Genomic DNA, 20,712 nt, shown 5'->3' with positions numbered 1-20,712 from the left:
CCTTATCAAATTTTGTTATTTTTTACCTTGAAATTTCTCACTTTATATCTTTACAACAACGGAAAGTGGCACTTTACCCAACGACCTGAATTTTCAATTACTTCCTTGTATTCGGGTGTAGTGGTACGACATATGTCTTGGACATATTCGCATCTTGGAGCAAACCTACATCCCGGCGGGGGATTCAAGAGGCTGGGCGGATCTCCTGGTATCACCTCCAGTCTTTTGTTTTTGTTCTTTAAATCCATTACAGTATTTACAATACCTTTAGTATACGGATGCGCAGGGCTGTGGAATATACTAAAAACATCAGCATTTTCCATTATTTGGCCCGCATACATTATAGAAACTCTGTCAGCCATCTCTGCGACAACGCCAAGGTCATGAGTTATCAGGACAAGTGTCATGCCAATTTCAGTCTTTAACTGTTTTATCAATTCGAGTATTTGAGCTTGTATTGTAACATCTAAAGAGGTTGTAGGCTCATCTGCTATAAGGACTTTTGGCCTGCATGCTAAAGCTATAGCTATCATGACACGCTGTTTCATACCTCCGGAAAGCTCGTGAGGATAGTTTTCCATTCTACTTTCAGGCGCAGGGATTCTTACAAGTCTTAGCATTTCAAGGGCTTTTTCTCGTGCCTCTTTTCCTTTTAAACCCTGATTTAATTCCACCGCCTCCATAATTTGGCGCCCTATTGTCCAAGAAGGATTAAGTGAAGACATAGGCTCCTGAAGTATTAATGCAATTCCCTTGCCTCTAATATTTCTAAGCTGGGCAGAACTCATCTTTAATATGTCCTTGCCCTCGAAAAAAACACTCCCTGCCAGTATCTTTCCCGGCGGTGAAGGAATTAGTCGAAGCATGGAAAGGGCAGCAACTGATTTACCACAGCCAGATTCACCAACTATAGCCACGGTTTCGCCCTTTTTTACATGGAGGCTTATGCCTTCAACAGCGCTTATTTCCCCATCTCTTACGAAAAAATGTGTTACAAGGTTTCTTACAGAAAGTATAGCGTCTTCATTAGCTCTTTCCGATGCGCCCTGAACTGTAGACAAAATAATCCCTCCTAGTTAACTTTACAAAATTTTATGGTATTTTATTAATACATTCCTAAAAGTTTATAAAGGCATTTTACTTTTTATTATATAGCAAATGCAATAAAAAGAATAACAAAAAATATTATAAATTGTTTTGCTTATCATCAAAGATGAGCAGCTAGTCTCGCAAAAAAAAACTTTATTTTTATATAAGGATACTTAAAAGGATACTTAAATAGAATAAGAATAGAATAAAATAAGAAAGGCATATAACTAAATTACTTATTTTCGGCAATTTAGAAAAAGTGCTTAAAATTAAGGGAGGAATTGTATAAACTTTTTGCGGCTCACTCATTTACAAGTTTAACTACTTGGTAATTTGCAAGAAATAAAAATAAATTTTTTACATAAAATTATGATAATTCTTTCCGCAATAAGCTTTTATCAACCCCTGTAAACTGACTTGTTTTATAAAATAAATATATATTCGACAAAAATAAGTAAATTCCTCTTTTTTCAAAATTATTTTTATTTTTGATATCAATTTTCATTCTCATGGAAAAGGCGGCATTATAAATTTTACATACTTTATTTTGTATACATTTCCCCGTTGACAGTGATATTAAACTTTGATAAACTTTGAGACAATACAATAATGAAGTAAATATTGTTGGGGGCGATTTTTTGGATAAATTTTCCAAAGAGGGCTTAAGCTTTGACGATGTTTTGGTAATACCTGCCAAGTCTGAGATATTGCCAAGAGAAGTAGACATTTCTACAAGGCTTACAAATAAAATAAAACTAAATATACCTATTATAAGTGCCGGAATGGACACGGTAACCGAAGCCAGACTCGCTATTGCAATAGCACGTGAAGGCGGCATCGGTATAATCCACAAAAATATGTCAATTGAGATGCAGGCAACGGAAGTAGACAAGGTTAAAAGGTCTGAACATGGTGTTATCGTTGATCCTTTCTATTTATCGCCGGACAATGTCATAGGAGACGCCTTAGAACTCATGGAGCGATATAAAATATCGGGCGTTCCCATAACAGAAGGCACAAAACTTGTTGGCATCCTTACAAATAGAGATCTAAGGTTTGAAGATGATCCGACGAAGAAAATAAGCGAAGTAATGACAAAAGAAAACCTTGTTACAGCACCGGTAGGCACTACTCTTGAAGAAGCCATGCAGATTCTTAAAAAACATAAGATAGAAAAGCTTCCTTTAGTAGATGAAAACTATAATCTAAAAGGGCTTATCACTATAAAAGATATAGAAAAAGCAATTAAATATCCAAACTCTGCAAAAGATAAGACAGGAAGACTTTTAGTTGGGGCAGCCGTCGGGGTAACAGACGACATGAAAGAACGACTAAAAGCTCTTGTGGAAGCTAAAGTAGATGTTATAGTAGTTGATACTGCACACGGCCATTCAAAGGGTGTTCTAGATGCAGTGTATGAAATTAAAAAGATGTATCCCGACCTTCAACTTATAGCAGGCAATGTCGCAACACCCGAAGCCACAAGAGACCTTATAAACGCAGGAGCTGATGCGGTAAAGGTGGGAATGGGACCCGGCTCTATTTGCACGACACGAGTAGTAGCAGGCATAGGAGTGCCTCAGGTTACTGCAATTTATGACTGTTCACAGGAAGCTGCAAAATATGGCATTCCCATCATAGCTGATGGTGGTATAAAATACTCAGGAGACATAGTAAAAGCAATAGCTGCAGGGGCAGACAGCGTAATGCTGGGAAGCCTTTTTGCGGGAACAGAAGAAAGCCCGGGAGAAATTGAAATATACAGTGGTCGAAGCTTTAAAGTATACCGGGGCATGGGTTCTATAGGGGCTATGGAGCATGGCAGCAAAGATAGATACTTCCAGGAACATATGAAAAAGTTGGTGCCTGAAGGTATTGAAGGCCGCGTGCCTTATAAAGGACCTCTTTCTGAGACAGTATATCAATTACTTGGAGGGCTTAGGGCAGGTATGGGGTATTGCGGTGCAAAGAATATAGAGGAACTTAAGAAAGCAAAGTTTATCAGAATAACGGAATCCGGACTAAAAGAGAGCCATCCCCATGATGTTTATATAACAAAGGAGGCTCCCAATTACTCACAAATATAAAATCCGGGAATTATTTATATGACAGGATCGACAAGTATCGGTCCTGTTTGACTATATAAATATAACTTTTGCATTGCTCAAGATGCCGGACTATGATATTATTTTTATTAGCAGACATTTTTGTAAAAGCACAAGCAGGAATTAAATTATCAAAATAGAATTATACAATTAAACAATGTTTATATTTTCAGCAATTAACTATTTCACTATTTACTAAGAGGAGGAGATACGGTTGAAAAGCTACAAAAGCGACATGATAAGGAACATAGGCCTGATTGGTCATAGCGGCTCCGGAAAGACATCTTTAGCTGAAGCAATGCTGTATAACTCAGGCGCAATCGATCGATTAGGGAGAATCGATGAAGGTACTACGGTATGTGATTATGATCCGGAGGAAATTAAACGGAAAATTTCCATAAATAATGCGATTGCTCCCTGTGAATGGAAAGGCACAAAAATAAATATTGTCGACACCCCCGGATACTTTGACTTTGTAGGCGAGGTTAAAAGTGCCCTTAGAGTAGTTGAGAATGCAGTTATAGCTGTTTGCGCCGTATCTGGCGTTGAAGTTGGAACTGAGCAAGTATTTGAATATGCAGAAAAGGAAAATCTTCCGCGCATATTCTTTATAAATAAGATGGATCGGGAAAATGCCAATTTTTATAAAGTTGCCGACCAAATAAAAGAATTTTTTGGCCCAAAAGCAGTTCTAGTGCAGCTTCCCATTGGCTCGGAAGCAAATTTCAGCGGTATAGTTGATATAATATCTCAAAAAGCATTTGCCTTTGATGACAAAAAACTGAAAGAGTGCCCAATTCCAGAGGATTTAAATGATGCTGTTGAAGAAAACAGAACAGCACTGCTTGAAGCCATTGCTGAAACAGATGATGAGATTTTGGCAAAATACCTCGAGGGAGAAGAACTGACTGAAGAAGAAATCCAAAAAGGCTTACATAAAGGTATAGTATCAGGTCTCATATACCCGGTGCTTTGCGGCTCGTCCCTTACAAACAAAGGAATCGATTTACTACTGGATATGATTTGCAAATATGCCGCATCTCCGGAAGAAAGACCGGCAGAAAAAGGAGTAAAACCGGGCACAAATGAAGAAATCACCATAAAGTGCAGCACGTCCGAACCATTCTCAGCGCTTGTGTTCAAGACTATGGCAGATCCATATGTAGGAAAACTAACCTTGTTTAAGGTATTTTCAGGCAGCATAAAATCTGACAGCGTGGTATACAATGTTACCCAAAATCAAACTGAAAAGTTCGGGCAAATTTATATATTAAAAGGTAAAAAACAAGAAAATACGTCTGAAGTAGTAGCCGGCGACATAGCCGCAGTGGCAAAATTGCAGTATACTACAACAAATGATACCCTTGCAGACAAGGATCACCCTGTTTTGCTAAAGCCCATAGAATTTCCAAAACCCGTGCTTACACTTGCGGCACAGCCCAAATCATCAGGAGATGAAGACAAGATATCATCAGGCCTTGCAAGACTTATGGAAGAAGATAAGACTTTTGAAGTTACAAAAGATCCGGAAACAGGTCAGCTTCTTGTATCAGGAATGGGAGAAATACACTTAGAGGTTTTAGCGGCAAGACTTGCCAATAAGTTTGGTTCCGAAGTAGTTTTAGAACTTCCTAAAATCCCTTATCGCGAGACGATTCGCGAAAGCGTAAAAGTTGAAGGCAAACATAAAAAGCAAAGCGGCGGCCGAGGCCAGTACGGCCATGTTTGGATTGAGTTACAGCCTACTGACTTAAACGAAGAATTTCAATTTGAAGATAAAATTTTTGGCGGCGCTGTTCCGAAACAATATATCCCAGCAGTTGAAAAGGGTATCCGCGAAGCACTAAAAGAAGGCGTAGTTGCAGGTTATCCGATGATAGGAATAAAGGCAATTTTGTATGATGGATCCTTTCACCCTGTAGATTCATCTGAAATGGCTTTTAAAATAGCGGCTTCGATGGCCTTTAAGAAAGGGGCCCTTCAGGCGAAACCTGTTCTGTTAGAGCCTATCATGGACTTAACTGTTGTAGTGCCGGAAAGCTATATGGGCGATATTATAGGGGATTTGAATAAGCGGCGGGGCAGAGTTTTAGGTATGGAGCAAAAAGATGGAATGCAGCATATCAAAGCTCAAGTGCCTATGTCTGAAATACTTCGCTATGCTACGGATTTGCGGTCAATGACCCAGGGAAGAGGGCATTTTACTGCAACCTTTAGCCATTATGAAGAAGTTCCTGCTCAGATCGCAGAGAAAATAATAGCAGAGGCCCAAAGCCAGAAAAATAACAAAGAATAGTTATTTGGCTTAATATGCAGGAGAAGGGACACGAACCTTCTCCTGCATTTTTTAATCACGTTTTTAATTCTGCTGTAATTCTGAGCGCAGCGAAGAATCTTACTGCATATTTACATTTAATCAGATAGTACTTGCATATTTTCACTAGTTGCAATATAATATAATCAAAGGTCAGAGAAAGTCAATTATCAAGCGGCAAAACTATCCGCGGGAAAGGGGGATATTATGGCGAATTTGTCAGATATAATCGAAGACTTCATTAAAGAAATGTTTGATAATATCCCGGAAGGAATCTTAGAAATACAAAGAAACGAAATGGCAAATCAGTTTCAATGCGCCCCATCCCAGATAAACTATGTATTGACAACGCGCTTTACGCTAGAGCGCGGATATTTCGTGGAAAGCCGCAGAGGCGGCGGAGGGTATATAAGAATAAAAAAACTTAAGATGTGTGAAAATGAATGTTTAAGAGACATACTGGATTTTATCGGCGATTCCCTTTCTGCCTCTGACGCAAAAGATATTGTAAACAGGCTGTGGGAGGAGAATGTGATAACGGAACGGGAGAAAGAAATATTGCGGGCGGTAATGAATGAATATAATCTGCCGGCAGAACCTTCAGACCGTGATTTAATTAGAGCAAAACTTATGAAAGCGATAATCGCAGTTATAATGGATTTTCAAGCTAGAAAAGGAGGCAAAAAGCAATGATGTGTGAAGAATGCCATGTAAGACCGGCGACGATTCATATTACAAAGATAGTAAATAACGAGAAAGTTCAAATGCATCTATGCGAAGTATGCGCAAAACAAAAGCACTTAGGATTTCCTATGGGCTTTAGCATATTTGGAATAGGCGATTTTGGAGATGCTGATTTTTCGATGGGTAAACTGCTTTCGAGTTTTTTTGAACCGGCAGGAGAGCAGTTTGATAATATATCTACAGGTGTTAAATGTGAGGGGTGTGGTCTTACCTTCGATGATTTTATCCAGACAGGAAGGTTTGGATGCAGCAAATGTTACACCACTTTCAAAGAGCAGATAAATCCGCTTCTTCGCAGAATACACGGCAAAACTTATCATGTAGGCAAGGTTCCAAGAAGAACCGGAGGACAGCTTAGAATTAAGCATGAAATAGATCGTCTTAAAGCCGAGCTGCAGGAAGCGGTTAATGCAGAAGAATATGAACGTGCTGCGGTAATAAGAGATAAAATAAAGCAGTTGGAAGAAATAAGAGAAACAAAGGAAGAGAATCCGAAAAGCGAATAGGAGATGAGAGCGATGGGCATAGAACAACTGATGGATCCTTCAAAAATCAAATGGATAAGCTCACCAGGCCCGGAAAGCGACATAATAGTAAGCAGCAGGATTAGGCTGGCACGCAACATAAGCGATGTGCCTTTTCCTCATCTTCTATCAGATGAAGCGGCTGAAACCATCATAAATAATGTCTACGAAACTTTAAAATCAGATCCAAATATGGGTGCAGATATTGAGTTATATAAAATGGCCGATCTTTCAGATGAGCAGAAGATATTGCTTTCTGAACTGCATTTAATAAGTCCCGACTTAGCATCTGCAGCAGATGGCGCAGTAGTTGTCAATCAAGACGAAACAATAAGTATTATGATAAACGAAGAAGACCATTTGAGGATTCAGGTGATGATGCCTGGCCTTCAATTAGATGAAGCCTTTCAAGAAATTGATAAAATAGACGATCTCTTAGAATCTAAGCTGGATTTTGCATTTGATGAGAAGATAGGGTATCTTACAGCATGTCCTACTAATGTAGGTACAGGTATGCGAGCTTCAGTAATGATGCACCTTCCTGTACTTACGATGATGAATCAAATGGGACAGATATTTGCCACAATAGCCCAAGTCGGACTTGTTGTTCGCGGAATTTATGGAGAAGGTTCACAAGCTAACGGCAACTTATATCAAATATCTAACCAAATAACCCTTGGAAAATCAGAAGCTGATATAATTCAAAATGTAATGGGTGTAGCTCGGCAGATATTAATGAGCGAACGCAAGATAAGAAAGAGTCTGTCCGGAGAGGCAAGGATACGCCTGGAAGATAAAATACTTCGATCATATGGGATACTCACAAATGCAAAAATTATATCATCCAGCGAGGCATTAAGCTATATATCCGATGTGAAATTAGGTGTAGATTTAGGCATTATAGAAGATGTAGATCCAGTTATTTTAAACAGTTTATTTATTATGACGGGGCCCGCCTATATTCAGGGAGTTTCAAACAATGAAATGTCACCGATTGAGCGAGACCTATACAGGGCGAACTTTATACGACAAAAAATAAAAAAATGAGGTGAGAATATGAACGGAAGGTTTACCGAACGAGCACAAAAAGTAATAGCACACGCCCAAGAAGAGGCAAGGCGACTTAACCATAATGTGGTAGGCACCGAACACCTTTTACTGGGGCTTTTGAGAGAAGATGAAGGAATCGCAGCTCGCGCTCTTAAAAACCTTGGCGTTGATGCGGATAAAGTCAGGAATCAAGTTGAAATGATGATAGGCGTAGGACCCTTTGCAGTGCAGGGACCCATCGGCTATACACCAAGGGCAAAAAGAGTAATGGAGCTTGCTATAGATGAATCAAGAAGATTAGGCCATAATTATGTAGGCACTGAGCATATCTTACTTGGACTTATTCGCGAAGGCGAAGGAGTCGCGGCCCAAGTGCTGACTAATTTAGGCGTAAGCCTTGATAAAGCACGAGAGGAGGTATTAAGTCTCTTGATGGATGCAAAAGGGCAGACTAATTTTAGGAAATCCTCCAGTACGCCTACACTGAATCAATTTGGCAGAGACTTGACAGAATTAGCTTCTGAGGGCAAATTAGATCCAGTAGTGGGACGAGAGAAAGAAATTGAACGAGTTATTCAGGTTTTAACCCGCCGTACCAAAAACAACCCATGCCTTATTGGAGAGCCTGGTGTGGGGAAAACGGCGGTGGTGGAAGGGCTCGCCCAGAAGATTATTGAGCAAGATGTCCCGGAGATTCTAAAGGATAAACGAGTGGTAAGTCTGGACATGGCATCTCTTGTAGCAGGCACTAAGTTCCGCGGAGAGTTTGAAGAGCGCTTGAAAAAAATAATGGCAGAGATAAAACAAGCAGGCAATGTTATCCTATTCATTGACGAAATGCATACAATTATAGGAGCCGGTGCCGCAGAAGGCGCTATCGACGCATCTAATATATTAAAGCCGGCTCTAGCCAGAGGGGAAATCCAGACAATAGGGGCTACTACAATTGATGAATATCGCAAGTATATCGAAAAGGATCCGGCTTTAGAACGCAGATTCCAGCCTATAATGATTGAAGAACCCACTGTGGAGGAAACTATTGAAATATTAAAAGGGCTCAGAGACAGATATGAGGCGCATCATCGCGTAAAAATCTCTGATGAGGCTATCGAAGCTGCAGCAAAGCTGTCGCATAGGTATATTACCGATAGGTTTTTGCCTGATAAGGCCATTGATTTAATTGATGAGGCAGCCTCAAGAGTTCGCTTAAAAACATTGACGGCGCCGCCGGAGCTTCGCGAGCTTGAAGAAGAATTAGAAGGTATTCGCAAAGAGAAAGATGCTGCTATAAGAGCTCAGGAATTTGAGAAAGCTGCTGCCTTAAGAGATAAAGAACAGGAAATAAAGCAGAAGATAGAGAAACTAAAAGAACTGTGGCAAAAAGACTACAACTTCGAAAATTCCACAGTTACAGCTGAAGATATCGCAAATATCGTAGGTATGTGGACTGGAATTCCTGTAAACCGGCTTACCGAAGAGGAGTCAGAACGTCTATTAAAACTTGAAGAAGTTTTGCACAATAGAGTTATAGGGCAAGATGAAGCGGTAAAAGCTGTTGCAAAAGCTATCAGAAGGGCATACGCAGGACTTAAAGATCCGGCAAGACCCATAGGTTCATTTATATTCTTAGGTCCTACCGGTGTCGGAAAGACAGAACTTGCCAGAGCCTTAGCTGATGCGATGTTTGGCGATGAAGATGCGCTAATCAGGCTTGATATGTCCGAGTATATGGAAAAATTTGCGGTCTCAAGAATTGTTGGAGCTCCTCCGGGATATGTAGGTTATGAAGAAGGCGGAGAATTAACCGAAAAAGTTCGCCGCAGACCATATTCTGTAATACTATTTGATGAAATAGAAAAGGCCCATCCCGATGTCTTTAACATCCTACTACAGATTTTGGAAGATGGAAGGCTTACTGATTCTAAAGGCAGAACTGTGGACTTCAGAAATACAATCCTGATCATGACTTCAAATGTTGGCGCAAACCTAATCCAAAAACCGAAGACCCTAGGTTTTGGACCGGCGCAGGAAGAAAGCAAAAACTATGAAGATATGAAGAGCATGGTGCTAGAAGAACTTAGAAAGACATTTAAGCCGGAATTTTTAAACCGAATTGACGAGATTATAGTTTTCCATCCATTAAGCGAGGAACATATCAGAGAAATAGTAACGCTGATGATAGACGAACTTAATAAGAGACTTGGTGAAAAACAAATTTCTATTGAAGTTACGGACAGAGCAAAAGATATGCTGGCAAAAGAAGGTTATGATCCGATGTATGGCGCAAGACCCCTTCGCCGAGTAATTCAAAAGAGGATAGAAGACAGGCTTTCAGAAGAACTGCTAAAAGGCAATATCTCCGAAGGCGATGTAGTGTCGATAGATGTAGACGAAAACGGTGATTATGTATTTAAAAGGAAAGAAGTTTTTACACCGCTTAGCTAAAACTTAAAAAAATCCTAATGCAGAAGGCAGCAAAGACAGGATAAAAGTCTTCAGCTGCCTTCTGTTTTACTTGAATAGAAGCTGGAGGGAGAAGTTTGAAGGAGAAAAAGCGCTTTATTTGTCAGCAGTGCGGTGCTGTTTTACCTAAATGGATGGGAAAGTGTCCGGAATGCAGCAGCTGGAACAGTATTGTAGAAGAGATGATAGTATCTCCCGCCGGCAGCACTCATAGAACTTACAAGCAGCCAGTAAGTCTAAATGATATTGTTTATTCTGAGGAAGAAAGGATACTGACATCTATAGGCGAGCTGGACCGAGTGCTTGGAGGCGGGATTGTTCCGGGAAGCCTCATTTTAGTAGGCGGGGATCCGGGAATCGGAAAATCCACTCTCATGCTGCAGATCTGCGGAAATTTAAGTAAAAACAGAAAAGTTTTATATATATCGGGCGAAGAATCAGAAAAACAAATAAAACTTCGAGCTGACAGACTTGGAATTAAAAATGGCACTATGTATATAATGGCTGAAAATAATATGGATGAGATTGAGGCTGTCATTAGCGAGATAAAACCTGATATAGCGATTATCGATTCAATTCAAACGGTATACTTTCCCCAGATTTCCTCAGGGCCGGGAAGCGTAAGCCAAATAAGAGAGGCTACCGTAAAATGTCTAAGGCTTGCAAAGGAAACGGGTTCAGCCATATTTATTGTAGGACATGTTACTAAAGAGGGAAGCCTTGCGGGTCCGAAACTCCTTGAACACATGGTAGATTGCGTGCTCTATTTTGAAGGCGAGCGATATTATTCCTATAGGTTGCTTAGAGCAGTTAAGAATCGCTTCGGCTCCACAAATGAAATAGGTATCTTCGAAATGAGGGATAAAGGGCTTGCCGAGGTGGACAGTCCTTCAAAGTATTTGCTTTCAGGCAAGCCAAACGGTACACCCGGATCCGCTGTTGTATGTATTTTAGAAGGAACCAGGCCTCTTTTAGTTGAAGTTCAGGCCCTTGTATCTAAATCAGGATTTACCCTTCCAAGGCGTCAGACCTCAGGAATAGATTATAATCGAGCAGTTCTCCTGACTGCCGTTTTAGAAAAGAAGCTGGGATTTATACTGGCACAGCAAGACATATTTGTAAATGTAGCCGGCGGCATAAAAATAAATGAACCAGGAGCGGATTTGGCAATAGTTCTTGCTATAGCATCCAGCTTTAAAAACCGTCCCGTGGCAGAAAATACAGTGATAATAGGCGAAGTAGGTCTTGCAGGAGAAGTAAGAGCGGTAAATCATATGGAAAAACGCATAAAAGAAGCAGCAAAACTTGGATTTTCAAGAGCCATAATTCCCAGTGAAAACGCTGCTGAGATATCAAATATCGTAGAAATAAAAATTGATGGAGTAAAAAATATACGAGAGGCTGTAGAGGCAGGATTGGAATGAAAATAAAAAGCCGAGCAAACTCAGTCGGCTTTTTAGGATAGATTGTATATACCTAATGTTGATAACTTTTCATTTTCCTCATACAGAATATCTTTGAGGCTAAGGTCTAAAAGATTACAAAGTGCAGCAATATAAAAAAGATGGTTTCCTATTTCCTGTTCGATTACTTCTCTGCAGTTTTCGCAAAGCTTCCCGTCAAGATGAGTTTCCATATATGAAGCCAATTCGCAAAGACTTATGTCAGCGGGGATCTGCTGCTTTTTTGCGTTTATCTGTATACAACCGCAGCTGGTAACTGACTTGGATATGGCACGGTTAACCCTTGCAGAAGTTTCATCAATTTTTGCAAGCACATCTATGATACTTTTATGTCTGACTAAACAATTTGTGACAGTATTCTGAAATTCTTCCAAGTCAAGATCTTTCACTTGGACTCCCCCTTGCAATAGTATATCTTTCTTCTATTATAGGCATCAGGCGCCTCTTTTGTCAAATGAAAAATTCCGCAAGATAGCAGAAAGGCATCGCACTCATAGCACAGAGGGACGGTTCTTTTGTGTTGTCAGACAACACAAAAGAACCGTCCCTTGTAATATGAGATAGAAGGGTTATCCATTTTTTAATGCAGCAAAACCCGAATATTAGCTTTCTAGTATAGTATAATGTTTTTGAAGGATATTAATGCAACCGTCCCAGGGAAGATTTTTTCTATACCCGGCACAAAGACTATTAATCCATTTCAAAAAGTATATACGTTTTGGCTGGTTGGGATTTGCTTATTCCCGCTTAACGTGCAAGGCTGTAAACTTTGGCAGCGAAATGGATAATCCTTCTACAATATTTGTTTGGGGGTTGGTTTTTATGAATAATGTTAACCCTGTAGTTGGTGTCGATGTAGCTAAAGATTTTTGCTACTACTGTGTTCTTTCTCCTGATGGCAAAAAATATTTGGAGCCATTTAAAGCATTTAACACAAAAGAGGGATTGGATTTTGTCTTAGAAAAATTAAAAAAGGTGGAGAAGGCTTTTAAAAATAGGCCAGTAATCGTCTTGGAATCCACCGGACACTATTCTACACGCCTAGTCCACTTATTTGGTAAGAATGAGTTTGAAGTATTTTTAGTTAATCCACTTCAATCTCATTCTATCAAAAATTCTTCGATTCGAAAAGTAAAAAATGATAAAGCAGATGCAGAAGAATTGGCCAGGCTTTATTTCGTTTGTGATTTACAGCAGCATCGCCCCTTTGATGATTCTATAGCAAATCTTAAGGTATTGTCCAGGGCTTACTTTTCATTGTCGGAACAAAGGATAAGTATGCTAAATCAGTTAACAGCTGCTGTTGATCAAGTTTTGCCGGGCTTTACAAGGATTTTTAACATTTCTTCCAAGACTTGTGTTGAACTGCTTGCAAGATATTCTTCTCCGGATGCGCTTTTAAGCTCGCCTTAGGAGGATGTTGCAAGCTTAATTCGTTCTTGCTCCAGAAGGTCTTTAAAATATGCTCTAGATAAGTACCAGTTGCTTATTCAATGCGCAAAAGATGCTAAAGAAACCGGAATAACTTTAAGTGCTCTGTATGATGTCATCTGTATTTACGCTCAAAACTTAAAGTATTTAAACGATAAGCTTACAGAGCTAGATGAGATGATTCAAAGGCTTGCAATTACCATACCTGAGGTTTCTTTAATCAGCAGTATTCCGGGCTTTGGTAAAAGGCTGTCATCTGTTATTGTAAGCGAGGTTGGCGATATCAGCCGGTTTAATAACGCTAAACAATTGGTGGCTTATTGCGGCATTGACCCAAGTGTCAAACAATCAGGTAATTTTGTTGGAACTAAAAATAAATTTACCAAGAGGGGCTCTGCCTATATACGCAAGGCTCTTTATATTGCGGCCACTATATCCGTTAGAAAAGATTCCAAAGCAAGATGCGTTAATCCGGTTATCTATGACTATTACCAAAAGAAGATCAAGTCTAAACCTAAAAAACAAGCTTTAGGCGCAGTAATGAATAAGCTGGTTAGAATAATATTTTCGGTTCTTAAAAACAAGCATCCGTTTGTTATGATTACTCCTGAAGAACAAATTAAGCTTTATCGTTCAAAAGCTGCTTAAATTATGATGTTAAATGCGAATATTTTTCCTTGCCTTTGTAAAAATGTTTGTTATTTTTAAAGGCTTCTTTGTTATACCTATTTTTCTTAGAATTTATTTTTAAAAAATGACTTGACTTTAGTTAGCTGGTCTCTGTGTTCATGTAGTTAGCTGGTCTCTGTGTACTTTCAGCGGTCTCGAACCGTCCCTGTGTTAGCTGGTCCTCTATGTTTTCTGTTATATAAAATTTAAAAAATGCATTAAAATTATATAAAAATAGTTATTGAATAATAAAAAGTAACGTGGTATTATTACAAATAATTATAATTTTTATTGTTGATAATGAATAATTGTCGCAACTTAAAGGAGGTTAAAGGTATGATAAAAGTAGTAGTAAGCGGCGCTGGGGGTAAAATGGGACAGGCCGTTACAGACCTTATAAACACATCAGATGATATAAAAGTTATAGGAGGATTCGATTTATTTGCAAAAGGCAGCGAGAATTTAAAAATTTATGATGACTTATATAAAATTCCTGAGGTACCTGATGTAATAATAGATTTTTCAAATCCTTCTGCTATAAAAAATCTTACAAAATATGCTGTAGAAAAAAATGCAGCACTTGTTATAGGGACTACCGGACTTACAGATGAGCATAAGGAGATGCTTCATAATGCCGCAAAATCCGTGCCGGTATTTGTTTCGCATAATATGTGCCTTGGAATAGCGCTACTTTCCAACATAACAAGGCAAATGACTGAAGTTCTCACAGACCACGATATTGAGATTATTGAAAAGCACCATAATCAAAAAATAGATGCGCCAAGCGGCACAGCACTTATGATTGCTGATTCTGTAAAAAAAGTGCGCAAAGATGCTTTTTATGTCTATAATAGAGCAGATGTCAGAAAAAAGCGTGACAAAAACGAAATCGGAATACATTCCATTCGCGGCGGTAATTTGGTCGGGGAACACACTGTTCTTTTTATAGGAGAAGATGAGACCATATCAATTTCACATAACTTGACATCTAGGAAAGTTTTGGCCTCCGGAGCTCTTAAAGCGATAAGGTTTACCGCAGCCCAAAAACCGGGATATTACTCTATGGATGATTTGGTTCAAAGCAGCTTTTGTCCGCAAAAAGGACAATAAGCAAAGCTTGGATTTATAAAGCTTCCACAATTCGGGCAAATATTTTTTGGTATTTTTATCTTTTTAAGACGGTTGAAATCTATTTCACCATCTCGCTTCAGCTCTTTGGCATAATCCGGGTCTACCATGAATATGGCTCCGCAGCACCTTAATTTAATGTAATACTGACGATTCCATTTAAAAATAGGTATAAAGAAAAAATGAAAGTATGTAAATGACTCCCAAAGTTCTGCCCTGGTGAGCTTACCACATTCAGGGCAAATTACATTATCAAATTCTTTAATTGTACGCTCTTTTTGTTGGATTCCAAAAATGCCAAAGAAAAACATAAAACTCCTCCTGAAATTTTGAGTATTTTGTTAGGCCTTTTTGAATAAATTATACAGTATTGAACCTTTAAAATAAAGAGCAGCTTGTATACATAAAATTATATACAAACGACCACTCGCAAAATGAGTGGCCGTTTGTGCAAGATAGCGTGAACTTTATATATCTTTTTATTTTGAAGAAACACCGGCTTCACTAAATGTAGCCATTTCCCTTAATATTTTCAGACTTGCATCTACTAAATTCATTGCAAGGGCGGCTCCGGTGCCTTCACCAAGCCTCATGTTCATAATCAAGATAGGTTTGATGCCTAGAAAGTCAAGTATCACTTTATGACCAGGTTCTTCAGAAAGGTGAGAACCCAACATATAATCTTTTGCAAGAGGCGCTATTTGTGCTGCAATAAGTGCCGCTGCGCCTGAGATAAATCCGTCGATGATGACCGGAACGCGGTTTGCCGCGCATCCAAGTATTACCCCTGCAAGACCTGCTATTTCAAGTCCGCCGACTTTAGACAGGACATCTAACGGATCGCTGGGGTCAGGATTATTTACAGATAGAGCTTTTTCGATGGCGGATATTTTTATTTTAAGTCTTTCGTCATCTACTCCAGTGCCTCTGCCTACCACTTCTCTAACCGGCATTTTACTATATGCCGCAACGATAGCAGAACTTGGGCTAGTATTTCCTATACCCATTTCACCTATAGCTGTCAAACCGGCACCCTCGTTTATAGCCATTTCAGCCACTTCTATGCCTACCTCGATTGCCTTGACGGCTTCTTGACGAGTCATTGCAGGACCTTCTGCCATGTTTCTTGTGCCATAGGCAACCTTTTTCTTTATAATATTAGGCACGTCCGGCAAATCTTGGGCAACTCCTACATCTACCACATATAATTTAGCGTTTTCGTGCCGCGTAAGGACACTCATGGCAGCTCCACCGTTTACAAAGTTAAACAGCATTTGGGATGTGACTTCCTGAGGAAAAGGAGCTACCCCCTCTTTTACGATTCCATGATCGCCTGCCATTAAAATTGCGGCTTTTTTTGGTAAATCAGGTATAGGAGTGCGCGTTATACCGGCTATCTGTTTTGCAATAGCTTCCAACATGCCTAAGCTTCCCTGGGGTTTTGTAAGATCATCTAATCGAGCTTGGGCTTTTTTCATAGCATCTTGGTCCAAAGGACCGATTTTTTGAATTGTTTCTTCAATCTTGTCCATTTCAAATTACCTCCTTAGGGTAAATAAATAATTTTGTAGTAAAATAAAAAGTCCTAAGATTGAAAGTTCAATCTTAGGACTTTGCCATCATCCTAAAGACTCATAAACATTTTTAGGCAGGTCTCCTGGCTTGCAGTTCAATGCTGATTCACGCCTTCCCGAAAGACTTGTATCTTCGGTGGCAATTGTGAAAGCTCCCTGCTTACAGTGGCGGGTCCGCTGCAGGATTTTCACCTGATTCCCTATTCTCCCGTAATATATTACAGGCACCTAAAAAGTTTATTATTTATTTTCTATAATATATATTCTCCAGAGATTTGGTTTTTCCTCTTTTTTATCTAGTTAAATTTTAAATTTAAAAAGGGATTTTAGACACCACCGAAGAAGTAAGGATTATAAGGCTTTTCATAAAATCTTAAGGAGTTATATAAATGCATCGTCCCTTTCAATTTTTTGTTACATATTTCTCCATAGGAATAATAGCAGCAGCTTATAGGGAGAAAATCAGTATTATAGCTACAGTTGTTATCATTTTGGCTTTAATAGTTTCTTTAACTATTGTGCAAAACAAAAACAATAGAAGGAAAGTCTTATCCGGCATCTTAATCTTTGTAATAGGGATTTGTTACTGCAATTTTAGGATTTTAGCATCTAAGGGCACGATAGCTGAATTTACAGGAAGTCAACAGACCGTAATAGGAACAGTAAACGATACGCCTACCATAAAAGGCGATCGCGCTATTTATAATGTAAAAGTGTCTTCTGTGCTGCAAAACAGGAAATACATACCTGCCAGCGGAAAAATCAGGCTTTCCACTATTATTAATCAAGACAAGAGTATATATAACTATGGTGATATAATAAAGTTTTCGGGAAAGCTTAAATTGCCCCAGCAAAGGAGAAATCCAAATGGCATAGATTACAGAGCATATCTTTTGCAAAAAGGCATCGGTGCCAAAATGTTTTCTGATAAAGTAGAAAAGATATCCGAGGCTCGGAAAAACCCATTTATGGCAGCGGCTTTTTCTTTAAGACAGCATCTTACAGCATTTTATAGCCTTCATCTTCCCGAGGACATTTCTCCGATAATGACGGGAATTACTCTTGGGATAAAAGATGAAATTCCAAAAGATACAATGAAAGCAGTAAAAAACGTTGGAGCAGCGCACATCTTGGCGGTTTCCGGCCTTCATGCCGGCATAGTTTATGGGGCTCTTGAATTCTTGACTTATAAATTAAAACTTCCACCTGTAATATCTTTTATGAGCAAAACCGGCGCACTGATATTTTATAGTGCAATGGCAGGACTTTCACCTTCTGCGGTTAGAGCTGCCATAATGATAATAACTTTGATGTTTTCAAAACTTGTTGGCAGAAAAAACGATTCAATAAACACATTGTGTTTTTCTGCGACAGTTTTATTAATTATAAATCCGTTAAATCTTTTTTCGATAAGTTTTCAACTTTCATATGCGGCGGTCAGCGGGATTGTCGTTTTATTTGAGAAACTAAAGGCACTTTTTGATAAAATCCCGGCTTTTTTAAAAGACCCATTGGCTGTAATGATTTCAGCCCAACTTGCAGTAGCGCCTTTTGCCGCCTACTATTTTAACAGCATATCGCTTACGGGATCTATTGCAAATCTTCTCGTAGTGCCGCTGGCAAGTGCTGCACTAATTACAGGACTTGTATCCGGGATTACAGGTCTCTTATTTCCTGCTGTCGGAGCCTTTTTTATCAAGGTTCCATATGTTTTACTAAAACTTATTGAAAAAATTGTAATGACAGCATCTAAATTTCCCTTTGCTTCCGTAATAATTTCTACACCTTCTCCTTTGATCATAGCCCTATATTTTTTGTTATTACTCCTTTTATTTGATATTCTGCAGATTGCCGGGATAAGCGAGAAAAATAATGTAAAATGGAAAAAGCCTATAGCACTGATTTTATTTGTTATAATTGCGATTTTTTCTGCTGGGCCTTTCAAGAGTTTCGAGGTGACTTTTGTAGATGTGGGACAGGGTGATTGCATTTTGATAAAAACAAGAGGAAATAAAACAATCTTAATTGATGGGGGAGGAGCTCCTCCGTATTATGAAGGGGACTTTGATACTGGAGAAGATATAGTGATTCCGTTTCTTTATTCAAAGGGAATTAAAGAAATTGACCTGGTGATATTTAGCCACTTTGATGACGACCATGCAAAAGGGTTGCTTTCTGTTTTGGATTCCATGAACGTTGGAGCTATTATGTATGGAGTACCTGAAGACGTTGACATATACAATGAGATGATAGAAATTGCACGAAAAAGAGGAATCAAAACGCTAAAAGTTCAAAGAGGGGATAGATTTAGTGTAGACGGTGCACATTTTAAAGTGTTAAATCCCGATCCGCTTGCACAAGGGAGCCAATCGAGTAACGACAACTCTGTTGTATTAAAAATGAAATACAATGATATAAGTTTTCTTTTTACCGGAGATCTTGAATACCAGGTAGAAAGAGAGCTTGTGGCATCGAGGCTTGACATAAAAGCAGATGTACTTAAAGTGGGCCATCACGGCAGCAGATCATCTACATCCAAGGAATTTCTTGAAAAAGTTCAGCCGACATGTGCGGTGATTTCGGTAGGAGAGGATAATAATTTTGGCCACCCGACGCCGGAAGTTTTAAATCGGTTGGACGAAAACAATGTAAGGATTTTTCGAACTGATATCAGCGGTGCTATAATCTTTAAAATTTCCGGTCAAAATGTTAAAATATATAAAACGATTAATGAAGGGCCGAAGTTCTTATGAAAAACCTTATTCTTTTTTTTGGCGAAGAAAAACTGCTAATCGATGAAGCAATAGTTAATTTAAAAAATAAAACTATCCCTCAGGGCTTACAAGCTATAAATTTCATCTCTTTCGACGGTAAAAACGCAAAGGAAGAAGACATACTCGATGCTTGTGACACTGTTCCTATGATGTCCGAAAAGAAAATTGTAGTTGTCTATGATGCATCATTTTTTAAAAATGAAGGCAAGATGAGCAGTGAAAGGCAAAAATGGTTTTTGGACAGGCTAAAAAGGGTGCCTGCACATACTTATCTGATATTTACCACATCTCAAGTCGATAAACGCAGTAAGATTTTTAAGTTTTTTCAAGCAAACGGCGTGGCTTATGAGTATAAACCCCTTTTGCAAAAAGATAAAGCATTTTGGATTCAAAAAAGAGCCAAGCTTTACAATAAAAGCATAGATTTGAGAACCGCTTACTTTATCGCCGAATATACCACAGATTTATATCAGGCAGATAATGAATTAAAGAAGATAGCGTCATTTGTAGGAGAGAGAGTAAAGATTGAACAAAACGATTTAGATGAAATTTTTTCTAAATCCCTTGAAGGTAATATATTTGAAATGATGGACTATATAGGTTCTAAAAGACCTGCAGAGGCTATTAAATCCTTGAATTACCTTATGGAGCGAGGAGAAAAGGGAGCGGTAATTTTATATATGATATCAAAACATATAATGAATTTGCTTACAGTAAAATCTATGAAAGGCATAGAGCGTGAAATGATTCAAAAAAAGACAGGAATGCATCCTTTTGTGCTTAAAAAAGCAATATCTCAAGCCGAAAATTTTTCAGCCGAGGAATTAGAAAAGGCATTAAAACTTTGTCAAGAAATAGATATTGCGATAAAAACCGGTAAAATCGATGAAAAAATTGGCATTGAACTTTTAGCGGCTAAAACAGCTATTTGAGATATATTGTAAGCTTTAATCTTTTATAAAGAAAAAATGCGTAAGCTTTGCTTACGCTAATTTAGCTGGCATTGTTTAATTGGGAAAGTTTCTTGTATAGACTTGATTTTTTGCGAGCAGCTGCATTTTTGTGAATAACGCCGTTGGATGCAGCTTTATCAATAGTCTTAATAGCTTCCCTCAGGCTTGCCTGTATTTGCTCGGAATCAGCTGTACTGATAGCTTCCGAAAATTTCTTTATGGAATATCTTACCTGTGATTTGATCTTGTTATTGTGAAGCGTCCGTTTAATTGTCTGACGTGCACGCTTCTTTGCCGATGCAATATTTGCCAAATGTGTTCACCCCCTTAAACGCTAGGGATATTTTATCACGTCATTTACCAAAATGCAAGGGAAGGCCAAATATTTAAACTGGACTTTTTCACTTTAATCACAGGGAAGAATCTTATCA

General features: G+C 38.8%; 17 protein-coding genes and 1 riboswitch. Of the genes, 12 read left to right on the top strand and 5 right to left on the bottom strand.

Annotation, left to right across the window (positions count from 1 at the left end; all coding sequences use genetic code 11):
* Positions 1–50: 50 nt before the first annotated feature.
* Positions 51–1,061, bottom strand: a complete 1,011-nt coding sequence (locus TSYNT_RS08015) for an ABC transporter ATP-binding protein (protein WP_059032985.1) — start codon at positions 1,059–1,061, stop codon at positions 51–53.
* A gap of 666 nt (positions 1,062–1,727) precedes the next feature.
* Here TSYNT_RS08015 and guaB point away from each other — a divergent pair.
* The 7 genes from guaB (at position 1,728) to radA (ending at position 11,713) form a co-directional block, all read left to right on the top strand.
* A complete protein-coding gene (gene guaB / locus TSYNT_RS08010) occupies positions 1,728–3,176 on the top strand; it encodes an IMP dehydrogenase (protein ID WP_059032984.1) in 1,449 nt (482 codons plus the stop codon).
* A gap of 232 nt (positions 3,177–3,408) precedes the next feature.
* Positions 3,409–5,490, top strand: coding sequence for an elongation factor G (gene fusA / locus TSYNT_RS08005; RefSeq protein ID WP_059032983.1), 2,082 nt, complete (start codon positions 3,409–3,411; stop codon positions 5,488–5,490).
* 225 nt (positions 5,491–5,715) lie between these two features.
* On the top strand, positions 5,716–6,201 hold the full coding sequence (locus TSYNT_RS08000) for a CtsR family transcriptional regulator (RefSeq protein WP_059032982.1): 486 nt from the start codon (positions 5,716–5,718) through the stop codon (positions 6,199–6,201).
* Positions 6,198–6,758 (top strand): UvrB/UvrC motif-containing protein, encoded by a 561-nt coding sequence (locus TSYNT_RS07995; protein ID WP_059032981.1) that lies wholly within the window; start codon positions 6,198–6,200, stop codon positions 6,756–6,758. Before TSYNT_RS08000 ends, TSYNT_RS07995 begins: the two co-directional genes overlap by 4 nt.
* Before the next feature lie 12 nt (positions 6,759–6,770).
* Positions 6,771–7,823, top strand: a complete 1,053-nt coding sequence (locus TSYNT_RS07990) for a protein arginine kinase (protein ID WP_059032980.1) — start codon at positions 6,771–6,773, stop codon at positions 7,821–7,823.
* Positions 7,824–7,832: 9 nt separating this feature from the next.
* Entirely contained in the window at positions 7,833–10,271 is a 2,439-nt protein-coding gene (locus tag TSYNT_RS07985) for an ATP-dependent Clp protease ATP-binding subunit (RefSeq protein ID WP_059032979.1), read from the top strand.
* 95 nt (positions 10,272–10,366) lie between these two features.
* Positions 10,367–11,713 carry a DNA repair protein RadA gene (radA, locus tag TSYNT_RS07980; RefSeq protein ID WP_059032978.1) on the top strand — a complete coding sequence of 449 codons (1,347 nt, stop codon included), beginning with the start codon at positions 10,367–10,369 and terminating at the stop codon, positions 11,711–11,713.
* 32 nt (positions 11,714–11,745) lie between these two features.
* On the opposite strand, the gene TSYNT_RS07975 is transcribed toward radA, so the two are convergent.
* Complete coding sequence (locus TSYNT_RS07975) at positions 11,746–12,141, bottom strand: nucleoside triphosphate pyrophosphohydrolase family protein (RefSeq protein ID WP_059032977.1); 396 nt, start codon at positions 12,139–12,141, stop codon at positions 11,746–11,748.
* Between the two features lie 433 nt (positions 12,142–12,574).
* Here TSYNT_RS07975 and TSYNT_RS07970 point away from each other — a divergent pair, with 433 nt between their 5' ends.
* The 3 genes from TSYNT_RS07970 (at position 12,575) to dapB (ending at position 14,962) form a co-directional block, all read left to right on the top strand.
* A complete protein-coding gene (locus TSYNT_RS07970; protein WP_162780996.1) occupies positions 12,575–13,165 on the top strand; it encodes an IS110 family transposase in 591 nt (196 codons plus the stop codon).
* Between the two features lie 69 nt (positions 13,166–13,234).
* A complete protein-coding gene (locus TSYNT_RS07965; RefSeq protein WP_059032975.1) occupies positions 13,235–13,831 on the top strand; it encodes an IS110 family transposase in 597 nt (198 codons plus the stop codon).
* 357 nt (positions 13,832–14,188) lie between these two features.
* A complete protein-coding gene (gene dapB, locus TSYNT_RS07960; protein ID WP_059032974.1) occupies positions 14,189–14,962 on the top strand; it encodes a 4-hydroxy-tetrahydrodipicolinate reductase in 774 nt (257 codons plus the stop codon).
* Here the strand turns inward: dapB and TSYNT_RS07955 are convergent.
* Both TSYNT_RS07955 and cobT read right to left on the bottom strand, forming a co-directional pair.
* Positions 14,929–15,291: a zinc ribbon domain-containing protein gene (locus TSYNT_RS07955; protein ID WP_059032973.1), complete on the bottom strand. Its 363-nt coding sequence runs from the start codon at positions 15,289–15,291 to the stop codon at positions 14,929–14,931. The two genes, dapB and TSYNT_RS07955, sit on opposite strands and share 34 nt — an antisense overlap.
* A 168-nt stretch (positions 15,292–15,459) precedes the next feature.
* The gene (gene cobT / locus TSYNT_RS07950) at positions 15,460–16,512 is read right to left on the bottom strand and encodes a nicotinate-nucleotide--dimethylbenzimidazole phosphoribosyltransferase (protein ID WP_059032972.1); all 1,053 of its coding nucleotides are present in this window, start codon (positions 16,510–16,512) and stop codon (positions 15,460–15,462) included.
* A 98-nt stretch (positions 16,513–16,610) separates the two neighbouring features.
* Positions 16,611–16,801: riboswitch (cobalamin riboswitch) on the bottom strand.
* Positions 16,802–16,943: 142 nt separating this feature from the next.
* On the opposite strand from cobT, the gene TSYNT_RS07945 reads away from it, so the two are divergent.
* Together TSYNT_RS07945 and holA are read left to right on the top strand one after the other, a co-directional pair.
* Entirely contained in the window at positions 16,944–19,307 is a 2,364-nt protein-coding gene (locus TSYNT_RS07945) for a DNA internalization-related competence protein ComEC/Rec2 (protein ID WP_059032971.1), read from the top strand.
* Positions 19,304–20,260 carry a DNA polymerase III subunit delta gene (gene holA, locus TSYNT_RS07940; protein ID WP_059032970.1) on the top strand — a complete coding sequence of 319 codons (957 nt, stop codon included), beginning with the start codon at positions 19,304–19,306 and terminating at the stop codon, positions 20,258–20,260. The genes TSYNT_RS07945 and holA overlap by 4 nt, the downstream gene beginning before the upstream one ends.
* A gap of 61 nt (positions 20,261–20,321) precedes the next feature.
* On the opposite strand, the gene rpsT is transcribed toward holA, so the two are convergent.
* Entirely contained in the window at positions 20,322–20,594 is a 273-nt protein-coding gene (gene rpsT, locus TSYNT_RS07935) for a 30S ribosomal protein S20 (RefSeq protein WP_059032969.1), read from the bottom strand.
* Positions 20,595–20,712 lie beyond the last annotated feature (118 nt).

The sequence above is a fragment of the Tepidanaerobacter syntrophicus genome, assembly GCF_001485475.2.
GTDB lineage: Bacteria > Bacillota > Thermosediminibacteria > Thermosediminibacterales > Tepidanaerobacteraceae > Tepidanaerobacter > Tepidanaerobacter syntrophicus.
Note: the sequence above shows the minus strand (reverse complement) of the source record. Positions and strands in the feature narration are given on the sequence as shown.

What these genes read in the sequence shown, in the direction of transcription:
- TSYNT_RS08000 (WP_059032982.1), top strand. Translation starts at nt 5,716, where the DNA reads ATGGCGAATTTGTCAGATATAATCGAAGACTTCATTAAAGAAATGTTT.
- TSYNT_RS07995 (WP_059032981.1), top strand. Translation starts at nt 6,198, where the DNA reads ATGATGTGTGAAGAATGCCATGTAAGACCGGCGACGATTCATATTACA.
- TSYNT_RS07990 (WP_059032980.1), top strand. Translation starts at nt 6,771, where the DNA reads ATGGGCATAGAACAACTGATGGATCCTTCAAAAATCAAATGGATAAGC.
- TSYNT_RS07985 (WP_059032979.1), top strand. Translation starts at nt 7,833, where the DNA reads ATGAACGGAAGGTTTACCGAACGAGCACAAAAAGTAATAGCACACGCC.
- TSYNT_RS07970 (WP_162780996.1), top strand. Translation starts at nt 12,575, where the DNA reads ATGAATAATGTTAACCCTGTAGTTGGTGTCGATGTAGCTAAAGATTTT.
- dapB (WP_059032974.1), top strand. Translation starts at nt 14,189, where the DNA reads ATGATAAAAGTAGTAGTAAGCGGCGCTGGGGGTAAAATGGGACAGGCC.
- TSYNT_RS07955 (WP_059032973.1), bottom strand. Translation starts at nt 15,291, where the DNA reads ATGTTTTTCTTTGGCATTTTTGGAATCCAACAAAAAGAGCGTACAATT.
- cobT (WP_059032972.1), bottom strand. Translation starts at nt 16,512, where the DNA reads ATGGACAAGATTGAAGAAACAATTCAAAAAATCGGTCCTTTGGACCAA.
- TSYNT_RS07945 (WP_059032971.1), top strand. Translation starts at nt 16,944, where the DNA reads ATGCATCGTCCCTTTCAATTTTTTGTTACATATTTCTCCATAGGAATA.
- holA (WP_059032970.1), top strand. Translation starts at nt 19,304, where the DNA reads ATGAAAAACCTTATTCTTTTTTTTGGCGAAGAAAAACTGCTAATCGAT.